At 37.9% G+C, this 18,603-nt stretch carries 15 protein-coding genes; all 15 read left to right on the top strand.

Annotation, left to right across the window (positions count from 1 at the left end; translation table 11 throughout):
- Positions 1-3: 3 nt before the first annotated feature.
- The 15 genes from dxr (at position 4) to pnp (ending at position 18,587) form a co-directional block, all read left to right on the top strand.
- The gene (dxr, locus tag ACUXEY_RS09645) at positions 4-1,146 is read left to right on the top strand and encodes a 1-deoxy-D-xylulose-5-phosphate reductoisomerase (RefSeq protein WP_016086609.1); all 1,143 of its coding nucleotides are present in this window, start codon (positions 4-6) and stop codon (positions 1,144-1,146) included.
- A 16-nt stretch (positions 1,147-1,162) separates the two neighbouring features.
- Positions 1,163-2,419 carry an RIP metalloprotease RseP gene (gene rseP, locus ACUXEY_RS09640; protein ID WP_429600081.1) on the top strand — a complete coding sequence of 419 codons (1,257 nt, stop codon included), beginning with the start codon at positions 1,163-1,165 and terminating at the stop codon, positions 2,417-2,419.
- A gap of 109 nt (positions 2,420-2,528) precedes the next feature.
- Positions 2,529-4,229 (top strand): proline--tRNA ligase, encoded by a 1,701-nt coding sequence (locus ACUXEY_RS09635; RefSeq protein WP_461300566.1) that lies wholly within the window; start codon positions 2,529-2,531, stop codon positions 4,227-4,229.
- Between the two features lie 124 nt (positions 4,230-4,353).
- The gene (locus ACUXEY_RS09630; RefSeq protein WP_166702033.1) at positions 4,354-8,655 is read left to right on the top strand and encodes a PolC-type DNA polymerase III; all 4,302 of its coding nucleotides are present in this window, start codon (positions 4,354-4,356) and stop codon (positions 8,653-8,655) included.
- A gap of 332 nt (positions 8,656-8,987) precedes the next feature.
- The gene (gene rimP, locus ACUXEY_RS09625; RefSeq protein ID WP_000359097.1) at positions 8,988-9,458 is read left to right on the top strand and encodes a ribosome maturation factor RimP; all 471 of its coding nucleotides are present in this window, start codon (positions 8,988-8,990) and stop codon (positions 9,456-9,458) included.
- A gap of 17 nt (positions 9,459-9,475) precedes the next feature.
- Entirely contained in the window at positions 9,476-10,582 is a 1,107-nt protein-coding gene (gene nusA / locus ACUXEY_RS09620; protein WP_000102596.1) for a transcription termination factor NusA, read from the top strand.
- A gap of 11 nt (positions 10,583-10,593) precedes the next feature.
- Positions 10,594-10,866, top strand: a complete 273-nt coding sequence (gene rnpM / locus ACUXEY_RS09615; RefSeq protein WP_000071128.1) for an RNase P modulator RnpM — start codon at positions 10,594-10,596, stop codon at positions 10,864-10,866.
- A complete protein-coding gene (locus ACUXEY_RS09610) occupies positions 10,867-11,178 on the top strand; it encodes a YlxQ family RNA-binding protein (protein WP_001286518.1) in 312 nt (103 codons plus the stop codon).
- A 4-nt stretch (positions 11,179-11,182) separates the two neighbouring features.
- Positions 11,183-13,243, top strand: coding sequence for a translation initiation factor IF-2 (gene infB / locus ACUXEY_RS09605; protein ID WP_048530488.1), 2,061 nt, complete (start codon positions 11,183-11,185; stop codon positions 13,241-13,243).
- Complete coding sequence (locus tag ACUXEY_RS09600; protein ID WP_166702034.1) at positions 13,240-13,521, top strand: DUF503 domain-containing protein; 282 nt, start codon at positions 13,240-13,242, stop codon at positions 13,519-13,521. Before infB ends, ACUXEY_RS09600 begins: the two co-directional genes overlap by 4 nt.
- 15 nt (positions 13,522-13,536) lie before the next feature.
- Positions 13,537-13,893 (top strand): 30S ribosome-binding factor RbfA, encoded by a 357-nt coding sequence (gene rbfA / locus ACUXEY_RS09595; RefSeq protein WP_000776445.1) that lies wholly within the window; start codon positions 13,537-13,539, stop codon positions 13,891-13,893.
- An 86-nt stretch (positions 13,894-13,979) separates the two neighbouring features.
- Positions 13,980-14,903 carry a tRNA pseudouridine(55) synthase TruB gene (gene truB / locus ACUXEY_RS09590; protein ID WP_166702035.1) on the top strand — a complete coding sequence of 308 codons (924 nt, stop codon included), beginning with the start codon at positions 13,980-13,982 and terminating at the stop codon, positions 14,901-14,903.
- Positions 14,904-14,946: 43 nt separating this feature from the next.
- Positions 14,947-15,918 carry a bifunctional riboflavin kinase/FAD synthetase gene (gene ribF, locus ACUXEY_RS09585; RefSeq protein ID WP_429599426.1) on the top strand — a complete coding sequence of 324 codons (972 nt, stop codon included), beginning with the start codon at positions 14,947-14,949 and terminating at the stop codon, positions 15,916-15,918.
- Positions 15,919-16,018: 100 nt separating this feature from the next.
- Positions 16,019-16,288, top strand: coding sequence for a 30S ribosomal protein S15 (rpsO, locus tag ACUXEY_RS09580; RefSeq protein WP_001229392.1), 270 nt, complete (start codon positions 16,019-16,021; stop codon positions 16,286-16,288).
- Positions 16,289-16,448: 160 nt separating this feature from the next.
- Positions 16,449-18,587 carry a polyribonucleotide nucleotidyltransferase gene (pnp, locus tag ACUXEY_RS09575; RefSeq protein ID WP_048530482.1) on the top strand — a complete coding sequence of 713 codons (2,139 nt, stop codon included), beginning with the start codon at positions 16,449-16,451 and terminating at the stop codon, positions 18,585-18,587.
- Positions 18,588-18,603 lie beyond the last annotated feature (16 nt).

Raw genomic sequence — 18,603 nt, 5'->3', positions numbered from 1 at the left:
GTCATGAAAAACATTAGTTTATTAGGTGCAAGCGGATCAATTGGTACACAAACGTTAGATGTATTACGCTCGCACCCAGACCAATTCCGTCTCGTTGCTTTTTCTGTAGGGAAAAATATTGACTACGCAGTAAAGGTAATTCAAGAATTTTCTCCGCAAATCGTCTCTGTGCAAAGAGAGGAAGATGTTTTAAAACTACAAGCTGTTTCTGGTAATACAAAAATTGTATATGGTAGTGAAGGGCTTTTAGAAGTAGCATTACATCCAGATGCGGAGATTGTAGTAAATGCTGTTGTAGGTAGCGTAGGGTTGTTACCAACACTTCGTGCAATTGAGGCGAAAAAAACAATTGGAATTGCAAACAAAGAAACGTTAGTAACTGCAGGGCATCTTGTAATGGAAGCAGCGCGAAAACATAATGTTTCGTTACTTCCAGTAGACAGTGAACATTCAGCTATTTTTCAATGCTTGAATGGTGAAAATGAAAAAAGAATTTCTCGACTAATTATTACGGCTTCTGGAGGAAGTTTCCGTGATAAAACGAGAGATGAATTGCATCATGTGACCGTAGAAGATGCGCTTCGACATCCAAACTGGTCAATGGGTTCGAAAATTACAATTGATTCTGCTACAATGATGAATAAGGGGCTAGAAGTAATTGAAGCACATTGGCTTTTTGGTATCCCTTATGAGCAAATCGATGTTGTTTTACATAAAGAAAGTATTATTCATTCTATGGTTGAATTTGAAGATCGTAGTGTGATGGCACAGCTTGGCTCACCGGATATGCGAGTACCAATTCAATACGCACTTACATATCCTGATCGATTACCTCTTTCAGACACAAAGCAGTTAAATTTATGGGAAATGGGAACATTGCATTTTGAGAAAATGAACCAAGAACGTTTCCGTTGCTTGCGCTTTGCGTATGAAGCTGGAAAAGCAGGTGGAAGTATGCCAGCTGTAATGAATGCAGCGAATGAAGTAGCTGTTGAAGCTTTTTTACAAAAGAGAATTGGTTTCTTAACAGTGGAAGACCTCATTGAAAAAGCAATGAACCATCACAATGTCATTGCACGTCCGAGCTTAGAGGAAATTCTGGAAATTGATGCAGCCACAAGACGGTTTGTGATGGAACAAATTTAGCAAAGGTGGTATGGAATTGAATACAGCGATTGCCTTTATATTAATTTTCGGTGCACTCGTATTTTTCCATGAGCTAGGGCATCTATATTTCGCAAAAAGAGCAGGTATTTTATGCCGTGAGTTTGCGATTGGTTTTGGTCCGAAAATATTCTCATTTGAAAAGAATGAAACGGTGTATACGATTCGATTACTGCCTCTTGGTGGCTATGTAAGAATGGCTGGCGAGGATGCAGATACAGTTGAGTTAAAGCCTGGGAAAAAGGTTGGCCTTGTATTAAATGAAAAAGACGAAGTTGCCAAATTAGTTTTTGATGGATATGAAAAGTATCCAAATGTTCGCGTTATTGAAGTGGAACAAGCTGATTTAGAACATAGTTTAACAATTTCGGGCTACGAAGAGTACGAGGAAGAGCTTCAAACATTCCGAGTGAATGAAAAGGCTCGTATTATTACTGCTGGTGAAGAAATTCAAATTGCACCGTATAATAGGCAGTTTGGCTCTAAAAAATTAGGTCAACGTGCCTTAACAATCTTTGCAGGTCCTGCAATGAACTTCATTTTAGCATTTGTTATTTTTGTGATTCTTGGATTTGTACAAGGTGTACCTGTTGACAAGCCAATGGTCGGAAAAGTAATGGAGAATAGTGCAGCTGAGCAAGCTGGATTAAAAGAAAATGATACAATTCAAGCAATTGATGGGAAAAACACAAGTACATGGAAAGATGTTGTTACCATTGTACGTGAAAACCCGAATAAGGAAATTACGTTACAAGTAAAGCGTGATAGTGAACAATTTAATGTGAAGGTAACGCCAACACTTGATAAAGAAGGTAAAGAAGAAGTTGGTAGAATTGGTGTTTACTCTCCAGTAGAGAAAACGGTAATGGGTTCTATTAAATCAGGTTTTGAACAAACATACCAATGGACGAAACTAATTTTTGAGTCTCTTGTGAAATTAGTAACTGGTCAATTCTCTATTAATGAGTTGTCAGGTCCAGTAGGAATTTATAATCTAACAGATCAAGTTGTAGATTATGGATTTACGCGTGTATTAAGTTTAGCAGCAGTATTAAGTATTAACCTTGGTTTATTTAATTTACTACCAGTTCCAGCTTTAGACGGCGGACGTTTGTTCTTCTTCTTAATTGAAGCATTACGAGGGAAACCAATTGATCGTCAAAAAGAAGGAATGGTTCACTTTATTGGTTTTGCATTATTAATGTTACTTATGTTAGTTGTAACTTGGAATGACATTCGTAAGTTTTTCTTGTAAAATAAAGTGAAACTTATAATGAAATAGAGCTCGTAGAATAAAATCCCTCACCTAACTCGAGGTGAGGGGTTTTACTGCGTGTAAGAGTAAAATGAAGAGGTGCGAATAGATGAAACAAAGTATGGTATTCAGTCCTACATTACGTGAAGTTCCAGCTGATGCGGAGATTAAGAGTCATCAGTTATTACTTCGTGCAGGTTTTATGCGTCAAAATGCTTCTGGTATTTATAGTTTTCTACCATTTGGTTTAAAAGTACTACACAAAGTAGAACGTATCGTTCGAGAAGAAATGGAGCGCGCAGGTGCTGTAGAATTATTAATGCCAGCGATGCAAGCTGCAGAATTATGGCAAGAATCAGGCCGTTGGTATTCTTACGGATCTGAATTAATGCGTATGAAAGATCGTAACGCTCGTGAATTCGCATTAGGAGCGACACACGAGGAAGTAATTACGGATCTTGTACGTGATGAAGTGAAATCATATAAAAAATTACCGTTAACATTATACCAAATCCAAACAAAATTCCGTGACGAACAAAGACCTCGTTTCGGTTTATTACGCGGAAGAGAGTTTCTAATGAAAGATGCATACTCTTTCCATGCTACACAAGAGAGCTTAGATGAAGTGTACGATCGCTTATACAAAGCATACTCTAACATTTTTGCTCGTTGTGGTTTGAATTTCCGTGCGGTTATTGCTGATTCTGGTGCAATGGGCGGAAAAGATACACATGAATTTATGGTATTATCTGATGTTGGTGAAGATACAATTGCATACTCTGATACATCTGATTATGCAGCGAACATCGAAATGGCTCCTGTTGTAGCTGCGTATACGAAGAGTGACGAAGCAGAAAAAGCACTTGAAAAAGTAGCAACACCAGACCAAAAAGCAATTGAAGAAGTATCTGCATTCTTAAACATTGAAGCTGACAAGTGCATTAAGTCTATGGTATTTAAAGTAGATGAGAAATTAGTAGTTGTACTTGTTCGTGGGGATCATGAAGTAAACGATGTAAAAGTGAAAAATGTATACGGCGCTTCAGTTGTAGAGCTTGCTTCTCATGAAGAAGTAAAAGAACTATTAAATTGTGAAGTTGGTTCATTAGGACCGATTGGTGTAACAGGTGATATCGAAATTATCGCTGATCATGCTGTAGCATCAATTGTTAACGGATGTTCAGGAGCGAATGAAGAAGGATTCCATTATGTAAATGTAAATCCAGAACGTGACTTTAAAGTGAGTCAATATACAGATTTACGTTTCATTCAAGAAGGAGACCAATCTCCAGATGGAAACGGAACAATTCTTTTCGCACGCGGAATTGAAGTTGGTCATGTATTCAAATTAGGAACTCGTTATAGTGAAGCAATGAACGCAACATTCCTAGATGAAAACGGAAAAACACAACCACTTATTATGGGTTGTTACGGTATCGGGGTATCTCGTACAGTGGCAGCAATTGCAGAGCAGTTTAATGATGAGAATGGTTTAGTTTGGCCAAAAGCTGTAGCACCTTTCCATGTGCATGTAATTCCAGTAAATATGAAATCCGATGCACAACGTGAGACGGGTGAAAACATCTACAACTCATTACAAGAGCAAGGATATGAAGTATTACTAGATGATCGTGCAGAGCGTGCAGGTGTTAAATTTGCAGATGCAGATTTATTCGGCCTTCCGGTTCGCGTGACAGTTGGTAAAAAAGCAGACGAAGGTATTGTAGAAGTGAAAGTACGCGCTACAGGCGAGTCTGAAGAAGTGAAAGTAGAAGAACTTCAAACATATGTTGCTAATATTTTAAAATAAGAAGAGGTACCTCGTAATGAGGTACCTTCTCTTTCTTTGTAAACGTATTTTGTAAAAGAAGAAGGGAGAAATCTTTCTTTGTAGTACGTTTCAATTTATAATAGCAAATGGAAGGAGAGTGCTTATGTCTTTAACAAATGAACAACAAGAGCGATTTCAAATTTTGCTCCAGCAGTTGCAAATACCAGACGACCTAATAAATCAATATTTACAAGGCGGTGGCATTGAAAGGCTCATTATTGATAAAGCAAATAAAAGTTGGCATTTTAATTTACAAGTGCCACGTATTTTGCCTACAGAATTATATGAATTGCTAGAAACAAAGCTTAAGCAATCATTTTCTCATATTGCAAGAACAACATTTGCATTAGAAACAGAGAATAAACAATTTACAGAAGAAGAAGTGAGGGCGTATTGGCCACTTTGTACGGAACGAATTACATTTTCACCTATGTTTGCTTACTTAAAGAAGCAGCTTCCGCAGGTGAATGGCGTGAAGTTGCTTATAAATGTGAACAATGATCTGGAATCTACTGCTTTAAAGAAAAACGTTGCGAAACCAGTAGGGGATCAATACGAAGCTTTTGGATTCCCGCGTTTCCAGTTAGACACACATATACAGCAAAATACGGAAGAAATGCAAAAGTTTCGTGAGCAAACGCAGCAAGAAGACCGTGAACGTGTTATACAAGCTATGGAAGAAATGGCGAAGAAGCAAGCTGAAGAAAGCAGCGTCGTGCATGAAGGACCGGTTGTACTCGGATATCTTATTAAGCCTGATGAAGAGATTACACCGATGCGAGAAATTCAAGATGAAGAAAGAAGAAAAACGGTTCAAGGATATGTCTTCCACGTAGAAACGAAAGAGCTTCGTAGTGGACGTACGTTATTAACTTTAAAAATAACGGATTATACGGATTCTATTATGATCAAAATGTTCTCGCGTGACAAAGAAGATATTCCAATGCTGCAATCCTTGAAAAAAGGAATGTGGGTAAAAGCACGTGGTTCTGTTCAAAATGATACATTCGTTCGAGATTTAGTAATGATCGCAAATGATATTAATGAAATAACGGGACCGTCTCGTAAAGATAAAGCACCAGAAGGTGAAAAACGAGTAGAGTTGCATCTTCATACACCGATGAGCCAAATGGACGCTGTTACTCCTGTTTCTAGACTTGTGGCCCAAGCAGGTAAATGGGGGCATGAGGCTATTGCGGTAACAGACCATGCTGTTGCACAGTCTTTCCCAGAAGCATATTCTGCGGGTAAAAAGGCTGGGATTAAAGTCATATACGGTGTCGAGGCAAATTTAGTTAATGATGGTGTACCGATTGCATATAACGAAGCGCATCGTCTACTTGCAGATGAAACATATGTTGTCTTTGATGTTGAGACGACGGGCTTATCTGCTGTGTATGACACTGTTATTGAGTTAGCTGCTGTAAAAGTAAAAGGTGGCGAAATTATTGACCGCTTTGAATCTTTTGCAAATCCGCATCAACCATTATCGGCAACGATTATTGAATTAACAGGTATTACAGATGATATGTTAACTGATGCACCAGAAGTGGACGAGGTGTTTAAAAAGTTTGAGGAATGGATGGGCGACCATACACTTGTTGCTCATAACGCAAGCTTTGATATGGGCTTTATTAACGTAGGATTTAAAAAAGCTGGTTTAGAAAAAACGACAAATCCAGTAATAGATACGTTAGAACTTGCACGATTCTTATTCCCAGAAATGAAAAATCATCGATTAAATACGATGTGTAAAAAGCTTGATATTGAATTAACGCAACATCACCGTGCCATTTATGATACAGAAGCAACGGGATATTTACTTGTGAAAATGTTAAAAGATGTGATTGAAAAAGGATTTGAATATCACGATCAGTTAAATGATAGTATGGGGCAAGGGGACGCGTATAAGCGAGGACGCCCAAGTCATATGACATTACTTGCTACATCAGATGTTGGGTTGAAAAATTTATATAAACTTGTTTCATACTCTCACTTAAATTACTTTTACCGTGTACCACGAGTACCGAGGTCACTATTAAAAAAATACCGTGAAGGAATTTTAGTAGGAACGGCTTGTGATAAAGGTGAAGTGTTTGAGGCAATGATGCAAAAAGCACCTGAAGAGGTAGAAGAAATTGCGCAGTTCTATGATTACATTGAAGTCATGCCGCCAGATGTGTTACGTCATTTAGTAGAGCGTGAACTCGTTCGAGATGAAGGGCAATTAAAAACAATTATTTCTAACTTAGTTAAACTAGGTGAGACGTTAGATAAACCCGTTGTCGCTACCGGAAACGTGCATTACTTAGATCCAGAAGATGCAATGTATCGTAAAATTTTAGTTAGTTCGCAGGGCGGAGCCAATCCGTTAAACAGACATTCATTACCACCTGTACATTTCCGTACAACGGATGAAATGTTAGAGTGTTTCTCATTCTTAGGTGAAGACGTAGCGAAAGAAATTGTCGTAACGAATACACAAAAGGTTGCATCATTAATTGGCGATGTTCATCCAGTAAAGGATGATTTATATACTCCGAAAATTGAAGGTGCAGATGATGAAACGCGTGATATGAGTTATGAAATGGCGCGTAGCATTTATGGTGAAGAGTTACCTGAAATTGTAGAAGCACGTTTAGAAAAAGAATTAAAAAGTATTATTGGGCATGGATTCGCCGTAATTTATTTAATTTCACATAAACTTGTAAAAAAATCATTAGTAGACGGATATTTAGTAGGTTCGCGTGGATCGGTAGGTTCATCATTCGTAGCAACGATGATGGAAATTACAGAAGTAAACCCATTACCACCACACTATGTATGTCCGAAGTGTAAGCAATCAGAATTCTTTAATGATGGTTCTGTAGGTTCTGGTTTTGACTTGCCAGATAAAGATTGTCCTACATGTAATGTTCCATACGTAAAAGATGGACATGATATTCCGTTCGAAACGTTCCTTGGATTTAAAGGAGATAAGGTACCCGACATCGATTTGAATTTCTCCGGGGAATACCAACCACGTGCCCATAACTATACGAAAGTACTGTTCGGTGAGGATTACGTATATCGTGCAGGAACGATTGGTACAGTTGCGGAAAAAACTGCTTATGGATATGTAAAAGGTTATGCAAATGATCATAACTTAACGATTCGAAATGCAGAGATTGACCGTTTAGTAGCAGGATGTACCGGTGTAAAACGTACAACCGGACAGCATCCAGGTGGTATTATCGTTGTGCCAGATTATATGGACATCTTTGATTTCTCGCCAATACAGTTTCCGGCAGATTCAATAGGGGCTGAGTGGCGAACGACACACTTTGATTTCCACTCAATTCATGATAATTTATTGAAACTTGATATACTAGGACACGATGATCCAACTGTTATTCGTATGTTACAAGATTTAAGTGGTATTGATCCAAAAACAATCCCAACGGACGATCCAGAAGTAATGAAAATTTTCTCAGGTCCAGAATCATTAGGGGTAACGGAAGAACAAATTAACTGTAAAACAGGTACGCTTGGTATACCAGAGTTTGGTACGAAATTCGTAAGGCAGATGTTAGAAGAGACGAAACCGACGACATTCTCAGAGTTAGTCCAAATTTCTGGACTATCGCATGGTACGGACGTATGGCTTGGTAATGCAAACGAGTTAATTTATAACGGTACATGTACGCTGAGTGAAGTTATCGGTTGTCGTGATGACATCATGGTATATTTAATCTATCAAGGTTTAGACCCATCATTAGCCTTCAAAATCATGGAGTCGGTTCGTAAAGGTAAAGGTGTACCAGAAGAATGGGAAGAGGACATGAAAAGTAATAATGTTCCTGGTTGGTATATTGATTCATGTAAGAAGATTAAGTACATGTTCCCTAAAGCCCATGCGGCTGCGTACGTACTTATGGCTGTGCGTATCGCATACTTTAAAGTACATTTCGCGCTTCTATTCTATGCGGCATACTTTACGGTTCGTGCAGATGACTTTGACGTAGAGGCAATGGCGAAAGGTTCAGCATCTATACGTGCAAGAATTGATGAAATTGCGCAAAAAGGTTTGGATGCAGCGCCGAAAGAGAAGAGTTTATTAACGGTACTAGAAATGACACTTGAAATGTGTGAGCGTGGATACTCATTCCAAAAAGTTGATTTATATCGCTCACATGCGACAGACTTTATTATTGATGGAGATACTTTAATTCCTCCATTTAATGCAGTGCCTGGTCTTGGTACAAACGCAGCTTTAAGTATTGTAGAAGCACGCAAAAATGGAGATTTCTTATCAAAAGAAGACCTGCAGCAGCGCAGTAAGGTTTCAAAAACAATTATTGAGTATTTAGATAGTCAAGGTTGCTTAGGAGATCTACCTGATCAAAACCAGTTATCACTGTTCTAATAGGTAGGAAAAGTCTTTGCAAATCAATATTTGCTATGGTATACTATTAACCGAGATAACCATGTCATGTATATTGTGTGAAAAAAAGAGTGGGGAAACCCACTCTTTCGTGTTACTATCTACATTTTATTGATGTGGAGAGGTAAGAAATTTCTGTCGTATATACATATTTTGTTACAAGTTTTACTTCTTAAATTTGGTAATACTAAGACAGATATTCCCTGCTTAACGGCAGGGGCTTTTGTTAGCTAACGAGAAAGAATAAGATAGACCGTTCTATGGACGGAGTCTTTTCTTGTAAATGGTACATGGCGGCAGGAAGGAGGCTGTTTATGGATAAGAAAGTCACAGAAGTTGTAGAAGCATTTGCGCAGCCGATCGTTGAAGAGTTAAATCTTGAACTTGTAGATGTAGAGTATGTGAAAGAAGGACAAGACTGGTTCTTACGCGTATTCATCGATTCTGAAAAGGGAGTCGACATTGAAGAATGCGGTGCGGTGAGTGAACGTTTAAGCGAAGCTTTAGATAAAGAGGATCCAATTCCTCATCTTTACTTTTTGGATGTGTCATCTCCTGGAGCAGAACGCCCATTAAAGAAAGAGAAAGACTTCCAGCAAGCGGTAGGAAAACAAGTGGCAATTAAAACATATGAGCCGATTGATGGCGAAAAGATGTTTGAAGGAAAAATGCTTTCCTACGATGGTACTACAATTACACTATTATTAACAATTAAAACACGTAAAAAAGAAATCCAAATTCCAATGGATAAAGTTGCAAATGCGCGACTTGCTGTTACGTTTTAGTTAGAAGGGGGATCTTCATGAGCACTGAGTTGTTAGATGCCTTGCTCGTATTAGAGTCAGAAAAAGGAATTAGCAAAGATATTATTATTGATGCGATTGAAGCAGCGTTAATCTCTGCTTATAAACGCAATTTTAACCAAGCACAAAACGTTCGTGTGAGCTTTAACCCAGAAGTGGGAACAATCCAAGTTTTAGCACGTAAAGACGTTGTTGATAATGTGTTTGATCCACGTCTTGAAATTTCTGTTGAAGAAGCAAGACAAATTAATCCGAACTATCAAGATGGTGACGTACTAGAAATTGAAGTAACACCAAAAGATTTCGGTCGTATTGCAGCACAAACTGCAAAACAAGTTGTAACACAACGAGTGCGTGAAGCAGAGCGTGGTGTTATTTATTCTGAGTTTAGTGACCGTGAAGAAGATATCATGGTTGGTATCGTACAACGTCAAGATGCTCGTTTCATCTATGTAAGCTTAGGGAAAGTAGAAGCTTTATTACCTGTAAGTGAGCAAATGCCGAACGAACAGTACAAACCACATGATCGTATTCGCGTATTCATTACGAAAGTAGAAAAAACAACAAAAGGACCACAAATTTACGTATCACGTACACATCCTGGTCTTTTAAAACGTTTATTCGAAATGGAAGTTCCTGAAATTTATGATGGAACTGTTGAAATTCGTTCTGTAGCACGTGAAGCAGGCGATCGTTCTAAAATCTCTGTACATGCAGAGAACATTGATGTTGATCCAGTAGGTTCTTGTGTAGGACCGAAAGGACAACGTGTACAACGCATTGTAGACGAACTAAAAGGCGAAAAGATTGACATCGTTCGCTGGTCAAATGATCCAGTAGAATATGTTGCCAATGCTTTAAGCCCATCACAAGTTGTTAAAGTACTTGTAGATGAAGAGGAAAAAGCAACAACTGTTGTTGTTCCAGACCACCAACTGTCATTAGCTATCGGTAAACGTGGACAAAATGCACGTTTAGCAGCTAAATTAACAGGTTGGAAAATTGATATTAAGAGTGAGTCTGATGCGAAACAACTTGGTATTGTAACAGAAGAAGATAGCGTAATCGCATTCGGATTCGATTCAGTTGAAGACGAAATCGAATAGAGGTGATGAGTATGAGCAATCGAAAAGTTCCGTTACGAAAATGTGTTGCAACGCAAGAAATGAAATCAAAACGAGAGCTCGTTCGCATTGTTCGTTCCAAAGAGGGAGAAGTGTCTATTGATTTAACTGGAAAGAAATCAGGACGAGGTGCTTATTTATCAAAAGATAAAGAAAGCATTCTTCAAGCTCAAAAGAAAAATGTCTTGGAACATCATCTAAAAGCGAAAATCGACAGTTCTCTTTATGAAGAGCTTCTTGAGCTTGTTGAGAAGGAGTCGAAATAAGTGTCCGATTGGAAATCGTTTTTAGGACTAGCAAACCGGGCTCGAAAAATTATTTCGGGTGAAGAACTTGTTTTAAAAGAAGTACGAAGTGGCAAGGCAAAACTTGTTTTGTTATCTGAGGATGCGTCAGCAAATACTGCAAAGCGTATTACGGATAAAACGACGTATTACAACGTACCAATGAGAAAGGTCGAAAATCGACAACAATTAGGGCATGCGATTGGGAGAGATGAGCGAGTCGTTGTAGCTGTGTTAGATGAAGGCTTTGCGAAAAAGCTGCGTAGCATGCTCGATACAAATTACCGGGGGTGAAGGTATGAGTAAAATTCGAGTGCATGAATATGCAAAACAACATAATATCTCAAGTAAAGATCTTATGACAAAACTAAAAGAAATGAATATCGAGGTTTCGAATCATATGACAATGTTAGACGATGAAGTAGTAAACAAATTAGATAATGAGTATCAAGCTGAAAAACCTTCTGTTGCAGATGAGTTTGAAGTAGAAGAAAAAGTTGTTCGTAGTAAAAAGAACAGCAATAAGAAAAAGAAAAAAGGCAAAGGAAACGAAGACAAACGTCAAGATAACTTTGCTGGAAGACAACAAACACAAACTGTAGAAACACCAGATAAAATTACTTTCTCTGGAAGTCTTACAGTAGGTGAGCTTGCTAAAAAATTAAGCAAAGAGCCTTCTGAAATTATTAAGAAACTCTTTATGCTTGGAATTATGGCAACAATTAACCAAGACTTAGATAAAGATACAATTGAATTAATTGCTACTGATTATGGTATTGAAGTAGAAGAAGAAGTAGTTGTGAGCGAGACTGAGTTTGAAACATTCATCGATGAGCAAGATGATGAAGAGAACTTAAAAGAGCGTCCAGCTGTAGTTACAATCATGGGACACGTTGACCATGGTAAAACAACTTTACTTGACTCTATCCGTAATTCAAAAGTAACTGCTGGCGAAGCAGGTGGAATTACTCAACATATTGGTGCATACCAAGTTGAAGTAAATGACAAGAAGATTACATTCTTAGATACACCTGGTCACGCGGCATTTACAACGATGCGTGCTCGTGGTGCGCAAGTAACAGATATTACAATCCTTGTTGTTGCAGCTGATGACGGTGTTATGCCACAAACAGTTGAAGCAATTAGCCATGCGAAAGCAGCAGGAGTACCAATTATTGTTGCTGTGAATAAAATGGATAAACCAGCTGCGAATCCTGATCGCGTAATGCAAGAACTAACAGAATATGAATTAGTTCCGGAAGCATGGGGTGGAGATACTATCTTCGTACCAATCTCTGCGATTCAAGGCGAAGGTATTGACAACTTACTAGAAATGATTCTTCTTGTAAGTGAAGTAGAAGAATATAAAGCAAATCCAAACCGCTATGCAACTGGTACTGTAATTGAAGCACAGCTTGATAAAGGTAAAGGAACTATCGCGACATTACTTGTTCAAAACGGTACACTTCGAGTTGGAGATCCAATCGTTGTTGGTACTTCATTCGGACGTGTTCGTGCAATGGTAAGTGATATTGGTCGTCGTGTAAAAGTTGCTGGTCCATCAACTCCTGTTGAAATTACAGGTTTAAACGAAGTACCACAAGCGGGAGATCGTTTCATGGCATTCGCTGATGAGAAGAAAGCTCGTCAAATCGGTGAATCACGTGCACAAGAAGCGTTACTTGCTCAACGTGGTGAGAAATCTAAATTAAGCCTTGAAGATTTATTCCAACAAATCCAAGAGGGCGATGTAAAAGAAATTAACTTAATCGTGAAAGCAGACGTACAAGGTTCTGTAGAAGCAATGGCAGCATCACTTCGTAAAATTGATGTTGAAGGTGTTAAAGTTAAAATTATCCATACAGGCGTAGGTGCAATCACAGAATCTGATATCATTTTAGCTTCTGCATCTAATGCAATTGTAATTGGATTTAACGTACGCCCAGATGTGAATGCGAAGCGTACAGCTGAATTAGAGAACGTTGATGTTCGTTTACACCGTATTATTTATAAAGTAATCGAAGAAATTGAATCAGCAATGCAAGGTATGCTGGATCCAGAATTCGAAGAAAAAGTAATCGGTCAAGCAGAAGTACGTCAAACGTTTAAAGTAACAAAAGTTGGAACAATCGCAGGTTGTTACGTAACAGACGGTAAAATTACACGTGATAGTGGCGTGCGTATTATCCGTGATGGCGTAGTAATCTTCGAAGGACAACTTGATACGTTAAAACGTTTCAAAGACGACGTAAAAGAAGTTGCACAAAACTATGAGTGTGGTATTACAATTGAGCGATATAATGATCTTAAAGAAGGGGACATCATTGAAGCGTACATTATGGAAGAAGTGAAGCGATGATTATCGCTTCACTCTCATTCGAGTGTATGATTTACGATGTGCATTCTTTAAAAGAGAAACGAGCAATTTTGCAACGGGTGCTAACTCGTGTGAAACAGCGTTATAACGTAGCTGTTTCAGAAGTAGGGCATCAAGATGTATGGCAACGTACAGAAATTGCAATTGTTTCTGTATCCTCCAGTCGTGTTATTTGTGAAAAAGAAATGAATCGTGTACTTGAGTACATCGATTCATTTCCTGAAATTGAACGTACGGTAACACAATTGGAATGGTATTGAATGAGGTGAAGAGTTATGAAATTACGTGCAAACCGTGTAGGCGAGCAAATGAAAAAAGAATTAGGCGACATCATCAGTCGTAAAATTAAAGATCCACGTGTCGGATTTGTTACTGTAACAGATGTACAAGTGAGTGGAGATTTACAAATTGCTACAGTGTATATTTCTGTTTTAGGTGATGAAGAACAGAAAGAAAGTACATTAAAAGGTTTAGCGAAGGCAAAAGGTTTCATTCGTTCAGAAATTGGCCAACGTATTCGTCTTCGTAAAACGCCGGAAATTTCCTTTGAGTTTGATGAGTCTATCGGATATGGTCATCGAATTGATACACTTTTACATCAAATTAATAAAGACGGTAAACGTGAAGAATAATGGATAGACATTTGTCTATCCATTTTTTCAATGCAAAATAAATTTTGGATAATTACTATGAAAGAATTATGATGAGGTGAACATATATGGAAGGTGTAGTATTATTACATAAGCCAAAAGGCATGACATCACACGATTGTGTATTTAAATTAAGAAAGATATTGCGTGAGAAACGAATTGGTCATACAGGAACATTAGATCCAGATGTAACAGGTGTATTACCTATTTGTGTTGGACGAGCAACGAAGATTGCACAATTTTTAACAAGTGAAACGAAAACATATGAAGGTGAAGTAACATTAGGGTTTTCAACAACAACTGAAGATGCTTCTGGTGAAGTTGTGGAGACGAAACATGTAGATCGTGTTATTACTCGTAAGGAAGTGGAAGAGGTTCTTGCGGCATTAACAGGTACGATTGAGCAAATGCCTCCGATGTTTTCGGCAGTAAAAGTTAACGGGAAAAAATTATATGAATACGCAAGAGCTGGACAAGAGGTTGAACGTCCAGTGCGTACAATTACAATTCATGAATTTGTATTACTAGATGACCGTGAAGTGTTTGAAGGCGAAAATATTTCATTCCGTTTCCGTGTAACGTGTAGTAAAGGAACATATGTAAGAACATTAGCAGTAATGATCGGTGAAAAACTTGGTTTTCCATCACATATGTCTCACCTTGTAAGAACGGCTTCTGGTGAATTTTTATTAGAAGATTGCATATCATTTGAAGAAATTGAAGAAAACGTGCAAAATGGAACAGTAGAGTCTATCTTCATTTCAATTGATGAAGCATTAAGTAAGTTCCCGAAAATGGTTGTAGATGAAAAGCAGGCAGAAAAAATAAAGAATGGTATGTTCTTAAAAAATGAATTGCAAATAACGGCGCCATTTATAACAGTATTTGATAAAAACAATCGCTGCCTTGCAATTTATGAGCACCATCCAAAACATCCTGGCATGCTAAAGCCGATGAAAGTACTTGTGAATAATCAAGAACTAAAGCTATAATGAATTATTGGAAGGATTATTACAGAAAAAGGTGAATTCAAGCGTGAAACTTATTCATTTAACTCATCCACATGAACAAAATAAATTAGAATTACCACCTACTGTAATGGCATTAGGATTTTTTGATGGCATTCATTTAGGACATCAATGTGTGATTCGAACTGCGAAACAAATAGCGGATGAACGAGGATATAAAAGTGCAGTGATGACATTTTATCCACATCCATCTGTTGTTTTAGGTAAAAAAGAAGCGCATGCCGAGTATATTACACCGATGTGTGATAAAGAAAAAATAGTCGAGGACTTAGGAATCGATATATTATATGTTGTTAAATTTGATGAATCATTTGCAGGTTTATTACCACAACAATTTGTTGATGATTATATTATTGGTTTAAATGTAAAGCATGTAGTAGCAGGGTTTGATTATTCATATGGACGTTTAGGAAAAGGAAAGATGGAGACTTTACCATTTCATGCAAGAGGGGAGTTTACACAGACTGTGATTGAAAAAGTTGAATTTCAAGAAGAGAAAGTAAGTTCTACAGCATTAAGAAAGTTAATTCGAAATGGCGAAATGGAACAAATTCCATCTATTTTAGGTAGAGCATATACAGTAGGGGGAACGGTTGTACACGGTGATAAACGTGGACGTCAAATTGGTTTCCCGACAGCGAATGTAGGTTTAAGTGATGAGTATCTATTACCACCTGTAGGTGTTTATGCAGTGAGATTAAAAGTTCACGATGAATGGTACGATGGTGTATGTAATATTGGATATAAACCAACCTTTAAAGAAGATGAGCGTCAACTTTCTATTGAAGTGCACTTATTTGAATTTAACAAAGACATATATGATCAAAATGTTACAGTAGAGTGGCATATGCGTATAAGAGAAGAGAAGAAATTCAATGGCATCGATGAGTTAGTTGAACAAATTGCAAAAGATAGGAAAACAGCACAAGAATATTTTGCAAACGAAAAGAATATACTTGCTTTTTCAAATGAAAAGTAGTATTCTATGTTATGTACTTTATGACAACCATTGCTTGGCATTGCGACTCACCGACGCTTGCTAGGTAATCGGGGGTTTAATTAATAGGAGGTGAAATAGGATGGCTTTAACACAAGAGCGTAAAAATGAAATCATTGCACAATTTAGAACTCATGAGACTGATACTGGTTCTCCAGAGGTTCAAATTGCTGTCCTAACGGAGCAAATTAACACTCTAAACGAGCACTTACGTACTCACAAGAAAGATCATCATTCACGTCGTGGTCTATTAAAGATGGTTGGTAAACGTCGTAACTTACTAACTTACCTTCGTAATAGCGATATCACACGTTACCGTGAATTAATCACAAAGCTTGGCTTACGTCGATAGTCAAAGAAGCGGGAATATTCCCGCTTTTTTGTTAGGTAAAAATATATCTTCTACTCTTTATATCTTACTGAATTTTCGGTAATACTAGAGGTAGAATATTGTGATATACTATCCATTTACATAGAAGAATTGAATACTTTAAATTGAGAGGGGTACTTAAATGAGTCAAGAAAAGCAAGTCTTCTCGATAGATTTAGCTGGTCGCCAGCTAACAGTTGAAACAGGTCAGCTTGCAAAGCAAGCGAACGGAGCAGTATTAGTAAGATATGGCGATACAGCGGTTCTATCTACAGCAACTGCATCAAAAGAAGCAAAAAATGTAGATTTCTTCCCACTTACAGTAAACTATGAAGAGCGTTTATATGCAGTCGGAAAAATTCCTGGCGGTTTCATTAAACGTGAAGGTCGTCCAAGTGAAAAAGCAATTTTGGCAAGTCGTTTAATCGACCGTCCAATTCGTCCACTTTTCGCAGATGGTTTCCGTAACGAAGTACAAGTTGTCAGCATCGTAATGAGTGTTGATCAAGATTGTTCTTCTGAAATGGCAGCTATGCTTGGTTCTTCATTAGCGTTATCGATTTCAGATATTCCATTTGAAGGTCCAATCGCGGGTGCAACAGTTGGGCGTATTAACGGCGAATTCGTTATCAACCCAACAGTAGAACAGCAAGAACAAAGTGATATTCACCTTGTTGTAGCTGGTACGAAAGACGCAATTAACATGGTTGAAGCAGGAGCAGATCAAGTGCCTGAGGAAACAATGTTAGAAGCAATTATGTTTGGTCATGACGAAATTAAACGTCTAATTGCATTCCAAGAAGAGATTGTACAAGCTGTAGGTAAAGAAAAATCAGAAGTGAAACTTTATGAAGTTGACGCTGATCTTAATCAAGCTGTACGTGAAATGGCTGAGAAGGATATGCATTCTGCAATTCAAGTACATGAGAAACATGCACGTGAAGATGCAATTAACGAAGTGAAAAAGCGTGTAATTGAGCATTACGAAGCTGAGGAAGCTGACGCTGATACATTAGGACAAGTAAATGAGATTTTATATAAAATTGTAAAAGAAGAAGTACGTCGTCTTATTACAGTTGAAAAAATCCGCCCAGATGGCCGTAAAGGTGACGAAATCCGTCCATTAGCATCAGAGGTTGGCATTTTATCTCGTACACACGGTTCTGGTTTATTCACACGTGGACAAACACAAGCATTAAGTATTTGTACATTAGGTGCATTAGGCGATGTGCAAATTTTAGATGGTCTTGGTGTAGAGGAATCAAAACGCTTTATGCACCATTACAATTTCCCATCATTTAGTGTTGGTGAAACTAGACCAATGCGTGGACCAGGTCGTCGTGAAATCGGTCACGGTGCACTAGGAGAACGTGCTCTTGAGCCTGTAATTCCATCTGAAAAAGATTTCCCATACACAGTACGTCTTGTATCTGAAGTTTTAGAATCAAATGGTTCTACTTCACAAGCAAGTATTTGTGGTAGTACTTTAGCAATGATGGATGCTGGTGTTCCACTTAAAGCTCCAGTTGCAGGTATTGCAATGGGTCTAGTTAAAACTGGTGAGCATTACACAATTTTATCTGATATTCAAGGTATGGAAGATCATTTAGGTGATATGGACTTTAAAGTAGCAGGTACAGCACAAGGTGTAACTGCATTACAAATGGACATTAAAATCGATGGTCTATCTCGTGAAATTTTAGAAGAGGCATTACAACAAGCGAAAGTTGGTCGTGTGCACATTCTAAATCATATGTTATCTGTTATTGCAGAGCCACGCACTGAATTATCAGCGTACGCTCCAAAGATTATTACAATGACAATTAACCCAGATAAAATCCGTGACGTTATCGGACCGAGCGGTAAACAAATCAATAAAATTATTGAAGAAACTGGCGTTAAAATTGACATCGAGCAAGATGGCACAGTATTCATTTCTTCAATAAACCAAGAAATGAACGACAAAGCTAAGAAAATTATCGAAGATATCGTTCGCGAAGTACAAGTAGGTGAAATCTACGAAGGAAAAGTGAAACGTGTTGAGAAATTCGGTGCTTTCGTTGAATTATTCAGCGGTAAAGATGGATTAGTTCACATTTCTGAACTTGCACTTGAGCGTGTAGGTAAAGTAGAAGACGTTGTAAAAATCGGTGACGTAATTACGGTTAAAGTTATCGAGATTGACAAGCAAGGTCGTGTGAATCTATCTAGAAAAGTATTGCTAAAAGAAGAGCAAGAAAAAGAAGCTGCTAAAGAAGAAAACAAACAAGAGCAGCAATAAGCAAAAGCCAGTTTAA

The sequence above is a fragment of the Bacillus sp. F9_6S_D1_P_5 genome, assembly GCF_054823925.1.
Note: the sequence above shows the minus strand (reverse complement) of the source record. Positions and strands in the feature narration are given on the sequence as shown.